At 37.4% G+C, this 15,465-nt stretch carries 8 protein-coding genes; 2 read left to right on the forward strand and 6 right to left on the reverse strand.

From position 1 onward, the window contains the following. Positions 1 to 18: 18 nt before the first annotated feature. Positions 19 to 1,212 carry an ornithine--oxo-acid transaminase gene (gene rocD / locus HND50_10250; GenBank protein NOG45605.1) on the forward strand — a complete coding sequence of 398 codons (1,194 nt, stop codon included), beginning with the start codon at positions 19 to 21 and terminating at the stop codon, positions 1,210 to 1,212. Between the two features lie 181 nt (positions 1,213 to 1,393). Then, positions 1,394 to 2,257 (forward strand): formyltetrahydrofolate deformylase, encoded by an 864-nt coding sequence (gene purU, locus HND50_10255; protein NOG45606.1) that lies wholly within the window; start codon positions 1,394 to 1,396, stop codon positions 2,255 to 2,257. A 126-nt stretch (positions 2,258 to 2,383) separates the two neighbouring features. On the opposite strand, the gene HND50_10260 is transcribed toward purU, so the two are convergent. From HND50_10260 to HND50_10285, 6 genes are all read right to left on the reverse strand, one after another. Continuing rightward, the gene (locus tag HND50_10260) at positions 2,384 to 3,994 is read right to left on the reverse strand and encodes a serine/threonine-protein phosphatase (protein ID NOG45607.1); all 1,611 of its coding nucleotides are present in this window, start codon (positions 3,992 to 3,994) and stop codon (positions 2,384 to 2,386) included. Then, a complete protein-coding gene (locus HND50_10265) occupies positions 3,995 to 4,342 on the reverse strand; it encodes an STAS domain-containing protein (GenBank protein NOG45608.1) in 348 nt (115 codons plus the stop codon). An 11-nt stretch (positions 4,343 to 4,353) separates the two neighbouring features. Further along, positions 4,354 to 4,770, reverse strand: a complete 417-nt coding sequence (locus HND50_10270; protein ID NOG45609.1) for an ATP-binding protein — start codon at positions 4,768 to 4,770, stop codon at positions 4,354 to 4,356. Between the two features lie 189 nt (positions 4,771 to 4,959). Further along, complete coding sequence (locus tag HND50_10275) at positions 4,960 to 8,223, reverse strand: SpoIIE family protein phosphatase (GenBank protein NOG45610.1); 3,264 nt, start codon at positions 8,221 to 8,223, stop codon at positions 4,960 to 4,962. A 54-nt stretch (positions 8,224 to 8,277) separates the two neighbouring features. After that, complete coding sequence (locus HND50_10280) at positions 8,278 to 12,303, reverse strand: SpoIIE family protein phosphatase (protein ID NOG45611.1); 4,026 nt, start codon at positions 12,301 to 12,303, stop codon at positions 8,278 to 8,280. After that, a complete protein-coding gene (locus HND50_10285) occupies positions 12,304 to 15,456 on the reverse strand; it encodes a SpoIIE family protein phosphatase (GenBank protein NOG45612.1) in 3,153 nt (1,050 codons plus the stop codon). It abuts the gene before it with no gap. Positions 15,457 to 15,465: the final 9 nt, after the last annotated feature.

The raw sequence follows: 15,465 nt of genomic DNA on the forward strand, positions 1-15,465 counted from the left end.
ATGGTGTCTGCTGAAGAAATGACATCACAGGATTATATTGAAATGGAAGAGCAGTATGGTGCACATAACTATCATCCGCTGGATATTGTGATAGAAAAAGCTGAAGGTGTTTGGGTTTATGATGTTGACGGAAAAAAATATATGGATTGTTTAAGCGCCTATTCTGCTGTAAACCAAGGCCATTGCCATCCAAGAATTTTAAAAGCAATGGTAGAGCAAGCCCAAAAAGTTACGCTCACATCCCGCGCATTTAGAAATGACAAACTCCCGTTTTTATATAAAAAGCTTTGCGAATTAGCCGGTGTTGAAATGGTACTACCAATGAATTCCGGAGCTGAAGCAGTTGAAACAGCTATTAAGGCAGCCCGAAAATGGGGTTACAAAAGAAAAGGTGTTGAATCAGATAAAGCAGAGATTATAGTTTGTAAAAACAATTTTCATGGCCGGACTACAACGATTGTTGGTTTTGCAACAGAAGAGCAATATAAAGATGGATTTGGACCTTTTTCGCCAGGATTTATTGAAGTTCCTTTTGATGATTTGAATGCTTTGAAAAGTGCCGTTAATAAAAATACTGTCGCTTTTATGTTTGAACCAATCCAGGGAGAAGGCGGGATTTTAATGCCGGATGAAAACTATTTGGCGCAAGCACAAAAACTATGTAAAGAAAACAATGTTCTTTTTATTGCAGATGAAATTCAAACCGGTCTTGGCCGGACCGGAAAAATGTTTGCTTACGAGCATTATGTGTCAGAAAAGCCAGATATGTTAATTGTTGGGAAGGCGCTTTCAGGTGGTTTTTACCCAGTTTCTGCTGTACTAAGTAGCAAAGAAATTTTAGGTGTGTTTAACCCTGGTGACCATGGAAGTACTTTTGGTGGAAATCCTTTAGCGTGTGCTGTGGCTATGGAAGCATTAAATGTAATTGTTGAAGAAGGGTTGGTAGAAAGATCTGATGAACTTGGCGACTATTTAATCAAAAAACTAAAAACTATTAATACAAGCAAGATTAAAGAAATTCGCGGAAAAGGGCTTTTTATTGGGATTGAACTTAATGAAGCTGCCAGGCCATATTGCGAAGCTTTAAAGCAGGATGGTCTCTTATGTAAAGAAACACATGAAAATGTAATTCGTTTGGCACCTCCTTTGGTAATTGGCAAAGAAGAAATTGATTGGGCCATTGACAAAGTAAAAACAGCTTTGGAGGCATAAATTATTAAATAGGCCATGTTTGATTCCACCACTAATACCTCGCAGTTTTTAACCGATGATTACAAATTCACACTGTTGGTGGAATCAAGCATTTGATGAACCAAATTGTATTTTAAAAATACCATGCTCGTTGCACTCACTGGCATGGTCTTTTTTTTTGCTAAAAATAATAGGATTTGTAATGACCCTTAACTCGAATATGGCAGTATTATTATTAAGTTGTCCGGATCGTTCCGGACTTGTTTCCCGTATTACAAATTTCATTTTTGAACGTGGTGGAAATATAATCGATTTGGATGAACACGTTTCTGAAGATGAAGAAATGTTCACGATCAGAGTGGCTTGGAAAATGGATAATTTTTCAATCTCCAAAGAAGATTTGAAAGAAGCGATAAAACCACTTGCTAAAGAATTCAAAGCCGAGTGGAAAATACATTTTTCGGAACCCGCACCCAAGGTGGCTATTTTTGTCTCGAAGTTCGATCACTGCCTGCACGATCTTTTGTGGCGTTATAAAGCAGGAGAGCTGCATTGTGAAATTGCATTAATTGTATCAAATCATTCCGATTTAGAGGACCTGGCAGCATTTTATAAAATTCCATTTCACCTATTTAAAATAAATAAAGAAAACAAAGCCGAACAAGAAAAGGCTGAATTAAAACTTCTTCATGAAAATAATATTGATACAATTGTACTTGCGCGATATATGCAAATCCTGTCAGATAGTTTTTGCCGGGAATATTCAAATCGAATTATAAACATTCATCACTCTTTCTTGCCGGCATTTATTGGAGGAAATCCTTATCGGCAGGCATATCAGCGAGGTGTAAAAATTATTGGAGCAACCAGCCATTATGTTACGGAAGATTTGGATGAGGGCCCGATTATTGAACAGGACGTGATTCGCGTTTCGCACAAAGATAGTGTAAAAGATATGGTGCGAAAAGGACGTGACTTAGAAAGGGTTGTATTGGCGCGTGCTGTAAAAGCGCATTTGGAAAAACGCGTTATGGTTTTAAATAAAAGGACTGTAATATTTGAATGATCAGTCATTAATGTATTGTCAAATCGTCATTCCGAACTTGATTCGGAATCCAAATAAAGAATCAGGGATGCTGAAACAAGTTAAAGCATGACGAATTTACAACAAGGATAAAGCGCCATTATCCTGCTAATCCTCCCTGGAAAGATATAACGCTGTAATATCATCACTTTGAGGAGTTGAACCAGTGAAATTATGTAAATCTTCCATTAACACATCAATAAAACTTTTAGCATCTGGAGGACTGTTTGAGGTTAAAAAATCTTTCAACGGTCTGTGGTCCTCGTATTCTTCTTCCTCTTCATTCATTGCTTCAGTAACACCATCAGTATAAAAAAGTATAGAGTCACCAGGGTTTAGTACAGATTCTGAGCTTTCATAAGGAAAAGCCATTTGCATCATACCCAAAGGAATACCGCCCGTGCTCAGCTCATCAACGGTATTATTTTTTCGTAAAATATAGGTTGGGTTATGGCCGGCATTTACTGATTCTATCACACCTGTTTTTGGTTCGATTACTGCAAAAAAGGCCGTTATATATTTATCCAAAGTGGAAGAATCCCAAATAATGGTGTTGAGGTTTTGAACAAGAGCAGCAAGTTCAAAAGGATGATCAAGATAAGCATGTACTGAGGCATGAAGCGTACTTACAAGTAAACCGGCGGCAACTCCTTTTCCGGATACATCTGCCATAATGAACATATATCGCCCGTCCTGAAGGGGAATGCAATCATAAAAATCTCCACCAATAAATTTTGTAGGAATATTTATCCCGCATTGATCATATCCCGCAATTTTTGGAAGCTCTTCGGGAATTAATTTTTTTTGAATATCCCCTGCCAGAGAAATTTCTTTTTCAACACGTTCCTTTTCTAATGATTGTTTATGAAGATAATGATTTTCCATTGATGCAAAAACCTGTCGGCCAAATGCGTCCAGTAATAATTGATCGGTAGCATCAAAAGAAATAATACCTGCCCGGCTCTCTTTTTCGTAAAGATAAAAGCAGTACTTTTTTTCGGCAAAGCTGAACTCAGTAGTTATCTGAAACTTACTCTGTGAAATTGATTTGGTTTTAAACTTAAATGGGAAGAAAATTTTCTCAATTACTTTTCGGCCATTTTTTACCAGCAATAGTCCTTTTGAAGCGTTGGTCAGGGCCAAAACACGCTCCAGTGCGAGATGAAAAAGCTGGCTATCTTCCTGCAAACGAGCAACCTCAATCCCTGTATCAATAAGGCTGTTTAATTGTAAAACCCTATGGTTAAGCGAGAACACGAGTTGTTTTTCTTTTTTCCGGGACATGAAGGATTGATAGGCACTGCCAAGTTGCTGAAGAAAAAATTGCAATGCTATCTTGTCAAACTCAGTATATGCAGATTTATCAAGTTTAGCGCCAAGTAAAATTCTAAATATCGCATTATCTATAAGCGGCTGGTTTACAGAAACTTGAAACTCTGGATGGTTCAGATCCAGAATAGCAAATTCATCTTGTGGACCTAACAACTCCCCATAGCTGTTTTTTGCCTTTGAGAAAAGCATCCGCCAATTTTCCGTTTCTTTGTTTTTGAATAAAATTGCGGCATTTACTACAAGCAAGCTGCCACGCAATACATGGAAAAATTTTTTGGCAAGCTCTTCAAGGGTCTTGGCCCGGCTAAGCATATCAAAGGTTTCCTGAAATGCATCGCTTTGTAGTTCAAGCCGGTCGATTATATTTTGTATAGATTTATCCTGCATTTATGCTAAACTCTTTAGTGCGCTTTCAACTGTAGAATCCTTTTCTGCGTAATTAAAAAGACCCATTATAGTTAATGTTTTGTCTATGGCCGGTTCAAGATTTGTGAAAACCAGTTTGCCATCTTCTTCATTTAGTTTTTCAATAACCTCAATAAGGAAAGAAATACCAATTGAATTTACAACCTTACTTTTTTCAAGATTTATAACTACTTTTTTAATTCCTTTTTCAAAATGTCCTGAAAATTCAGTGGCAATTTTTTCACCGCCTTCATTATTTACGTACCCAGATGTATGCAAAACAAGAACATCGTTATGCAGCTCCGAGGTGAGTTTGAATTCAGCTTCCATTGTTACTCCTTTTATTGCAAATGTTTTGTAATTGTTATTTTTGTTCCATTCTCATCAGATTCCAATTGGAAATCATCAGACATGGATTCCATGAGTTTTAACCCCCAGCCTCTTTTGTGGCTTGTACCAAGCTTTTTCTTAATATCAGGCTTTTCAACATTTTCAGGCTTAAAACCCTTGCCGTAATCGCGCACAAAAATTATAAGCTTTTCCTGGTTTAGGGTAAACTCAACACGCACAACTGGGTTTTTTTGCCCGGAGTGTTCAAAGGCATTGATCACTGCTTCAGTAACCAACACGTGTGCTTCGCCGATTTTATCATCGGCAATTCCCATGTGTTTGGCCATTCGATCCATACCTTCAATGGCCACAAGCTCAATGTCAGGTATTTTGGGCAGGGTCATTTTCAGTTTAATGTTCTCGTCCATTAGCACCTCTTTTTATGAATTCAAAAAATATTAATATCGTTCTCTTTTTAATTAATGACAAGTAAAACAAGTTTTTATCCTTACGTCTTCATGCTGAAGAATGAAGCATCCCCACAGCAAAAACAATGGGATTCTTCACTCCACTGCATTTCTCTCAGAATGACTGTGGTTGCTGAGTTTTTCGAAGCACTACTTAACTTTAATAACCACAAAAGTTACATCATCATCTGGAGCTTCATCATTTACCCAGGATTTCCCATTGTTTTTCAAGCGTTCAATAATTTCTTCGGAACTATTTTCAGCTACTTCCAAAAATAGATCATGTATACGTTGATAACCAAATTGCTCACCATTATTATTTTGCAATTCCGGAAGGCCATCGCTCATTAGTAACAATGTATCTCCAACGTTTAAAGCTGTTTCTTTTATTTCGTATGGAAATTTTTCCATGGTACCAAGCGGCATTCCTTTAAACAGGTTCTCCTCAACCGTTTTTTTCTTTTTGCTGTAAACGTAGGCCGGCGGCATCCCGGCTGCTGAGAATGTAACTTTATTTCCTTGAAATTTTAACATGGTCAAACACATGGAAAGTTTGCCAAAATTCATCTTTTTTATGCAGCGTGTAAATTCATGAAAAGAAAACAAAATATCGGGATTAGGTGCATAGCTGTTAAAAAGCGACTTAGCTGCCGTGACCATTGTTCCGGCTTTCATTCCATGGCCTGTGGCATCGCCAATAACCACGGTAAGTGTGCCATCTAAGCCCACATGGAAATCGTAATAATCCCCTCCGACCTCAGTTGCAGTTTGCATATAAACTGCTATATCGAGATGGGGCAGTTGTGGTAATTCTTTGGGCAGCATGGAAAGCTGTAATTGGCGTGCTTCCTCCAGCTCTTTGGATTTGCGTTCATTTTCTGCTTCAGCAACCTGAGCTCGCAATTTAGCTTCTTTAATTTCAGATGCCGCACGTTCTTTAGCTAATAGACGTCGTCTTTGAAAACGGTCGAATACAAAAACCAATCCGGCAAAAAGTAAAATATAGAGTACATAAGCCCAGGATGAACGCCACCATGGATAATTAATTGTCACTTTTATTGAAGCGCCCTCCTCATTCCAGTAATTATTAAAGTTGGCCGCCTTAACACGAAAGTTGTAATTGCCCGGCGGAAGGTTTGGATAAATAGCGGTGCGTTGAGAACCAACATTACGCCAGTCACTTTCATAATTTTCCAACATATAAGCGTACTGGTTTCGCTCAGATTTGATAAAATGAATGGCCAGAAATTCAAAAGAAATATCATTTTGGTCGTGCCCTAAAGTTATCTCACTTGCATCATAAATGGATTTTTTAAGTGGGGCATCCGGGCCTGGTATTACAGATTTATTGGAAAGTTTAAAATCTGAAATAAATACTCTTGGGGGAGTTACATTCTCTTTTATATCTTCAGACTTGAACATGGTAAAACCACTGGCCCCACCAAACAGGAATTCACCTTTGGATGTTTTAAAAGCCGCGCCATCGACAAATTCGGTTGAGTGGACACCATCTTTAATGTTGAAGTTTAGGAACTGTTCTTTGTTAAGATCAAAGCGTGTTATGCCTGCATATGTACTTAACCATAAAAAGCCATTTTCTTCATCACCTAAAATGCCTTGAATGGAGTTTGTAGCCAAACCGTTTTTCCGTGTGTAAAAGTTGACAATGCCACTTTGTGGATCATACCTGTTTAATCCTCCAAACCAGGTCCCAATCCAGAGTATTCCACTTTTATCTATATAAAGGGAATTTATATCGTGATCACTGAGTGATTTATTTTTTTCATCACTAAAACCAATTCTTGAAAACCGGCCTGTTTGCTGTTCATATTTAAATAAACCCCGGTTGGTACCAATCCATATATTATTTTTATCACCAGTTAACCTGTATATCCTGTTGCTTTCGAAAGAGGTGCTTGGGAATGAATCGAAAGTAAAATGCTTTATGCTGTTGTTGCTTTGATTATATGAAAACAGACCGTCTTCCCTACCAAACCACAAGATTCCATTTTCATCTTCATAAAAATCATGAATGATATTTGATCCAAATTGCTGCATTACAGGTGCTTTGCTGAAACCATTATAATCCGAGTTAAGGTTAAAAAGGTGTCCACCTATGCCAATCCACAACCTTTTTTTACTGTCCTCAAAAGCCGAAGAAATATAACCACTTAAATTATTGTTGCCATTTATCGGAAACTTTGTAAAATTTTTATCTTTTCTGTTGAACCGGCTAATGAAATTTTGGTCTGATCCAATCCATATATTTTTTTTATGGTCTTCGGCAAAAAAAGTGGCCCAAGCGGGACCATAACTTTTTGGATCGCTGGGATTATTTGTATAGGCATGGAATTCAGTTCTTACAGGGTCATAACGGTTTAAGCCATTTTCCCAACCGCCGATCCAAATGGAGCCTGCAAAATCGCCGATAATAGAACTGGCAGCTACAAAACTAATACTTGCCGGATTATCTTTGTCCGGAAGAAGATATTGTACATTCTCTGTTTTGGGATTGAAATACATCAAACCGCTAGAGGTGGCCAACCATAAATTATCACTCTCGTCAAAAAACATACCACTAATATCAGAACTGCCGGTTTCGTTTTTTAAAGACTGGATAGGATATTGTTTAAACACCGTATCGATCGGATTAAAACTTTGTAGTCCATTTTCATGCGTCCCAAGCCAAAGAAGGCCTTTTTTATCTTCAAGAATTGAATTTACCCCAAAATTTTCTGTACTATTTGGGGCGCGGAAAAAATTTATTTTATGTGTGATTGGATTTAAGCGGCCTAAACCTCTATACCCTCCAAACCAAAATTCACCTTTTTTTGAAACAAGAAAGGTTAATATGTTTTGTGAATTAAAATTATCGCTGAATTCATATTTTTTAATCTCTTCTGATTCTTTGTCAAGATAAAACAATCCATCCTTGACAGTATCCCAGTTCAACAGGCCCACCCCAAGCCACATGTTTCCATCATTGTCTTCAGAAATAGCCGTAACTGTTAATCCATGGAAATAGCCACTGCCGCTATCAGGGGCAAAATCGCTCAAACTATAAAAGCGGAAACTATCGCTTTCACGAATATATTTGTTGAGACCTCCCAGGCCTCCAATCCATAAATCACCAACCCGGTCTTCATAAAAGGAGACAATGATATTTGATTGAATAGAAGCATCGTTTTCAATTTCCGGGTGATAGTTTTTATATTCATAACCGTCATATCTTGAAAGCCCGTTAAGGGTTCCAATCCAGATATAACCAAAACGATCCTGGAAAATATTAAAGACATTGTTAGAGGGTAGGCCGTCCTCAATTGAAAGATGTACAAAATTATTTTTTGGTGCCTGCGCAAAAAGAGGCATTAACAACAAAAAAAGGCTCACTATTATTTTTAAAAATTTTGCCATTAAAAATGGTTTCCTTAGAAAATCAGATTCTTCAATTTGTTCGGAATGACAGTTTTATTCCTTCGCCTTAATAACCACAAAGGTAACATCATCATCCGGGGCCTGGTTATTTGTCCAGGAAGCACCTTCATTTTTTAAATATTCTATTATCTTATTGGGTGTTTTTTTAGCAACATTTTCAAAACCATTATGTAAACGTTCATAGCCGTACATTTCATTTTTATCATTATGAAGTTCCGGCATTCCATCGCTCATAAGAAGCAGCACATCACCTTTTTGAAGTACCTTTTCAATCACATTATATTTGGAAACACTCATCGCACCAATTGGCATACCGTGTTCAGTAATTTCTTCCACAGATTCGGATTCTTTTCGATATAAAAAAACAGGTGGCATTCCGGCATTTATGAGTTTGATTTTGTTTTTATCTATGTTGAGCATTGAAAAGCCCATCATCATTCTTTTTAGCTTCATACTCTTAACGCCGCTATTGGCCGTTTCAAAAAAGGCATCAATATCCATCTTAGGCGAGTTTGTTGTAAAAATGGATTTCATTGATGAAACCATAATGCCGGCCTTCATTCCATGCCCGGTGGCATCACCAATTGCAATGTTTAGAGAAGCATCGTCTTTATTAGAAAAATCATAATAGTCGCCTCCAACCTCTGTGGCAGTTTGCATGTAAACTGCAATTTCGAGATTGGGAAATTTGGGTAGTTCCTTTGGAAGCATTGCAAGCTGCAGTTCACGCGCCTCTTCTAATTCCTGTGTTTTGCGTTCATTTTCTGCCTGGATAATTTTGTTTTGTTCCTCAGCATTTTGTAAATCGAGAAAACGGGTGTAGGTTTGCTGAAAGACTTTTCCAAAACGCAAGAGTATATTGTTCTCTTCGTCTGAATAAGGAATACCCGAGAAGTTTTCGATATATAGGCCAACATTTTCAATCAATACAGTCGAGATTGCAAGGCCTTCGCATCTAAGATAAAATTCCTTTGCTTCTTCCGGCAAATCAGGGATATGTTTAAAAAGCTTTTTATAAAAGCGGTTTTTTTGTTTAAAATTCAGGGTGTTTGCAAAGAAATCCTTTCCTTTTTCTTTTGCTTCATTAAAACTATTCCAATGTTCAGAATCAAAATATGGAATTGTGATTTCTGAGGGAGCTCCATTCTGATCAGCCAACCAAATATGCATATCTTCCCTGGCTTTATAATCCATAATAAACCCGGTATGTTCAATATGGATATTTAATTGAACGAATTGTTCATACACTACTTGAATTACCTCTTTGAGTTCTTCACTTTTTTGCATGGCCATTGTTTTAGATCGTACGCGTTCCAATGCAGCTTCAATCTGTGCTTCTTTAGCCTGTGCTTCTGCTTGCGAGATATCAATATAACGTTGATGAGATAGATTAAACACATTTCTGAAACGCTTAAGTATTTCTAGACTCTCATTATTTATTTCTTCAAAAGAAGAGATTCCCAAAGCGCCGGTTCCTATAGAATAACAGTAATAATATAGCGATGTTGCCTTTTCAAGTTCAGCATCGGGTAAATGATTGGCTTGCTTACGGTGATCGCGCCATTCATCGAGTTCCTTGCCAGTTACATTCCTGAAGAAAAAAGCATCCGTTGAACTACGAACATCATTAACAAATTGAGTGACGATCGGGTGACTTTCATAGAATACTTCGGTCACTCCACTAACTCCATAATCGGAGTATTCAAAATTGAAAAAGGAACCCTTTTCATCATTTAGAATATCGATTTGAGTATTCCTAATACTGTCAAAACCAAGTGCTTTTAGTTGAGTGAACAGGACTTTTCCAACTTCCAGTAGGTTGTCTGGTTTTCGCATAGCCATAGCAACAGCCCTGACTCTCTCAAGAGCCGTTTCAATCTGCGACTCACGAGTTTGTGCTTCTGACTTCTGCAGGTCAAGAAAACGAGTGTAGGTTTGCCCAAATACTTTCGCAAAGCGAACCAGGATTTGGATTTCTTCTTCATGTAATGGCTCAAGCGATATTACATTGAGAGAACCTTCGTCAAAAAAGAATGCTGAAATCGATTCTTGTTCATTATATGTTTTGGGTTCCGGGTATGAAAGACATGAAGATATTGTTTTGTAATATTCTTTTACTTCAGCGCCTACCCGCTGGCTAATAAAATAAGGTTTGTTTTCTCTCCAGGCTTTAACCATTGCATCAAAAACTGGGTGAGTTCCCAATGGAACAATGCCCAGGATTGTATTCTTGACTTTTCCTTTGATTTCAGAGCGTGACCAGACTTCTGCTGCACCTGTTTCACTATCAATTGTGCATATCCCAATACGCAGTGTTTTTATTCCCAACTTTTTTAACTGATCAAACATAACATCGGACGCATCAACTAATTCATCACTTATATGCATGGCCATGCTTCTGCTTCTTACGCGTTCGAGGGCTGTTTCAATCTGAGCTTCACGGGTTTGAGCTTCTGCCTTTTGTAAATCGAGGAATCGTGTATATGTTTGCTCAAAGACAACTGCAAAACGTTCTAAGAGTTGGATAGTTTCCACCTGTCTGGGCTCCGGGGCAGCAAATGAAAGAAGTCCTTTTGAAAAGAAAGCACAGCTAATAACGCGCCGTTTCTCAATTCCTTGCTTATCCTTAAAATCATTGTATTCTTTGTATTCTGTTATATCGTTTCTAAAATTGTTGTAAGCCTTTAATTCATCACCGGAAAGATCTATTACTAATGACTTATTCTGTTTTTTCCATGCTGTATAAATTTTATTTATTACGATTGGTTCATCAAACGGAGCACTAAACATTTGATCCATTTTATTGCCGCTTAATGTCAACCAAAGTTCAAGTTGTCTTTTGCTTTCGTCAATAATTCCAATTGTAAACTGCGATGGTGCTTCTCCTAATAGACCAAACTGCTGAAAGAGGAGATATGTGGTTTCTGAAAGTTCGTTACTGTGCTGCATAGCCATTGTTCTGCTACGAACTTTTTCAAGTGCTACTTCGATCTGTGCTTCCCGCGTCTGAGCTTCGGCTTGTTCAATATCAATATATCTTTTATAGGCCAACTCAAAAACATTTCGGAACCTTTTAAATATTTGCAAACCTTCTTCATTTAATGCTGAGTAAGTTGACATACCTAAAGCAACCGGACCAACCGAATGATAGTAGTAGTCTAATGAGGTTGCTTTTTTGAGATATGAATCTACAAATTGGTTAGTTCTACTTTGGTGAGCCAGCCACTCTTTGATTTCGGCCCCTTCAAAACGTGCTGAAAAAACTGCATTTGCACTTCTTAACATCTGCTTTGCAAACTCAGTCTGTTTAGGATGGGATTTATAATCCACTTCCGTGATAAAGGTTTTATCATGCAGCCGGTAATACTCAAAGTTTAAATATGTACCTTTTGCTTCATAAATAATGGCAGTTTGAATATTACGGATGTCTCTAATATTTAGTGATTCCAATTGTTCAGAAATACTTCGGCACACTTTCAGCATATCAGCGGATTCTTTCATGCCCATCGCAACTGTCCGCACTCGTTCCAGAGCAGCCTCTATTTCCAGCTCACGATTTTTTGACTCTAGTTCAACAGTTCTTCTTTTTACAGCGTCACGTAGTTCAAGATTTTCTCGACTAATTTTATCGAAGGCAATTTGTTCTCCCTCTTGGGTTTTTGAATCAGGAATTGAGCCATGCTGTTGAATAAATTTCCAACCATCATCTTCTTTTGTCAGTAAAGATGTCAACCGAAGTTTGGAATAGTAAGACCATTCATTTTCAAGTAAAATATAACCATCGCTGAGCTCGGTAAAATGAAGCTGTCCGTCAATCGGCAAAATTTTAATGTCTCTATTTCTTATTTCAAACTTTCCAGCTATCTGATCAGCTGAAGCTTTATAAAAATTCACCACATTTTCTTTGTTAAAAAAAATCTCCCCTTCAGTAGAGCCAACAACAGCGAAATTTTCATGTATATATGAAGCCATTGTTTTAATATCACCTTTTAGATAACTCTCCCAATAGGCATTATAAGCAGCCATCGCTTCTTTTTGTAATTCTTCAGATAGTTTCATTTACTTTACCTTTATAACTACAAAAGTTACATCATCATCGGGCGGCGCATCATTCACCCAGGTAGCGCCTTCATTCTTCAAATAACTGATAATTTCTTCAGGGGAATCTTCAGCAATGTCTTCAAAGACACTTCGGATGCGTTTATAACCATACATTTCACCGGCATCATTATTTAGCTCCGGCAGCCCATCGGACATAAGCAAAATGGTATCACCAGGTTTAAGAATTGTATCTTTTACTTCATATGGAAAATTTTTCATTGTACCCAAGGGCATTGCCTTGAACAGATGTTCTTCAACAACACGTGTATCGCAGCGGAAAATAAATGAAGGCGGCATTCCTGCTGAAGAAATTTGTATTTTATCGCCTTTGATTTTAAGCATAGTCAGGCACATGGAAAGCTTACCGAAGTTCATTTCTTTAATACAGCGAGTGAACTCCTGAAACGAAAATAATATATCAGGATTCGAGCCGTAACTTTTAAACAAAGATTTGGCTGTTGTAACCATGGTTCCGGCCTTCATGCCATGACCAGTGGCATCTCCAATTACGACTGTCAGTGTACCGTCTATTGAAACATTGAAATCATAATAATCGCCACCGACCTCTGTAGCTGTCTGCATATAAACAGCGATATCCAGGTTCGGCAATTGTGGCAGTTCTTTGGGCAGCATGGATAATTGTAATTGGCGTGCCTCTTCTAACTCTTCTGACTTTCTGCGGTTTTCAGCTTCTAAAAGTTTCTTATTTTCATTTTCTTGCCGTCTGTTCAGTTCAAATTGTCTTGCGCCTGTTAAACCACCCAAAATTAACCCGAGGTATAAAATGTATGCATACCATGTTTTCCACCATGGATTGGCAATATTTACAGGAACTACGAGATCTTCAGAGTTCCATATTCCGTTTCTATTAGCTGCCCGAAGGTGAAATTTATATAAACCAGGATCAAGATTTACATATTGTATTTCACGATTTTTAGAGTAAACCCAATCCGAGTCATATCCTTCTAAAAAATAGGCATATTTATTCTTGCCGGGGTTAGCGTAATGAAGAGCTATAAATTCGAAGAGGATTGTGTTCTCCTGATAGCTTAATTCAAGATTTAAATCACCTTGATCGGGTTTATTATAAGGTTTTCCATTTATTTCAAGGCCGGTAATATGGGTAAGCGGTGGTGTAGAGCTTTTGATTTCAGGCTTGAAAGCATACAGTCCATTTTGACCTCCAAAATAGAGGAAGCCCGAGTTGTCTATAGCTGATATAGGATAAAGAAAATTTGGATTATTCAAGCCGTCTTCAACATCATAATTAGAAAAACTAATCCTATTTTTTGAGTCTTTATGCATCAATGTAATACCTGCTTTTGTGCTCATCCAAAAAGTGCCATTTTCATATGGAATTATTGCTGCAATGTAATCTTCCGCTAATCCATCTGATTCACCGAAGACATCAAAATGGTCTGTTCGTAAATCAAAGCGGTTTAATCCCTCTGCAGTTGCTATCCAGAGAAACCCTTCATTATCTCTTTCTATGTCCCAGACAATATCATTACTTAAAGAATTAGAGTTTTTATCATGTTTATATGTTTTAATATTTTTGGAATAAATATTGTATTTTATAAATCCACCGTTATAAGTCCCGGCCCATACAATATCTTCATCAAAATGAGTTGAAATAAAAACTCCTTCAGGAATAACCAGCTCAAGTTCTTCATCGGAATTTAGTTTGTAAAGCCCGTTAGAGGTTCCAATCCATAAGTGGCCATTATTGTCCGTACTAAGATCAATGATTGCCTTATCCAACAGATTTATTGATTGGGTAGAATCCTGAAAATAATATTTGGACAAGTTTGTATATGGGTTCCACTTAAAAAGACCGTCATCCCAATGCGAAATCCAAAAAGAACCATCTTTATTTGCAGCTAATGAACCGCCATTTTCTAAAGCTAAATTATAACTTTTTACTTTTCCGGTGGTTTTGTTGTACGCGTTTATACCGAGGGAAGCGGATGAAAAAAATACTAAATCAGGATCCATTAAGGATTGGCTTACCCCTGCTACAAAAGATGGCCTTGAGATATTATAATTTTTGACTTTGGTATGAATAGGTATGAAGGATTGTTTGGTGGGTACATATTTATGAAGTCCCCGAAACCAGTCACTGATCCAAAGTATTCCAAATGAATCGAAATAAATATCTGTTGCCTGTTGATTTTCTGTTTTATAAAACAGAGGTTTCTCAGATAGGCCTGTAAATTTAACGGGGCTGTTTAGGTTTATGTGGACTACCCACATATTCCCTCGGGAATCCTCCAGCAATTCACCTTCATAGCCATTGTTTTCCGGATTCGGTATTTCATAATCTAAAAGATGAACAATTTTTTTTGTGTTTGGGAAATATTTAAAAACATCGGTATTGGTCATAATCCAGACATCATTTTTAGAATCGCAATAAATTCTAAAAATATTTATTGCGCGAGATACACCAGCTACTCTGAAATCAATTACTTCTTTTTGAAAAATTTTGGACTGTTCATTATACCAGAACAAACCCTCTCCAGTGGCAGCCCACAACTTGCCTTCACTGTCTTCTGAAAAATCGGAATAAACTTGCTGAGAGCTATCAATAGTATCTGCATTTTGATGTGGAATTTTCAAGAATTTATCGTTTTCTTTATCATACAAAAGAGCACCGAGGTGAGATGTACCGAACCAGATTCTATTTTTGAAGTCCACAAAAACTTCATACACATGAAACCAGGGTAATTTCGATATTTTTTTAAATTGCCTATCTAATGAATAATTGATAAACTTTTCCTGGCTAGTAATAAATTTTGAAATCCCAAAAGTTGTTGCAACCCAAATGTTGCCGGCGCTATCCTCGGCCAGGCTATAAATTGCATTGTTTACAAGACTTGTGGAATCGGATGCATCGTATTTATAAACTGTAAAGGTATGGCCGTCATATCGGTTTAATCCTCCATCCATTGTACCAATCCATAAATATCCATTGGAATCCTGAAAAAGACATTTGGCGCTAGTTGCAGAAAGACCTGAAAATGTAGAAATGTTTTCAAATTGCATTTCAAAATCTTGAGATGAAACACTATAATAAAAAAGGAAAACAAATAAAACGTATTTAATATATTTCATCGAAACCCT

The organism is Calditrichota bacterium (assembly GCA_013112635.1).
In the GTDB taxonomy this organism is placed as follows: Bacteria; Calditrichota; Calditrichia; order Calditrichales; family J004; genus JABFGF01.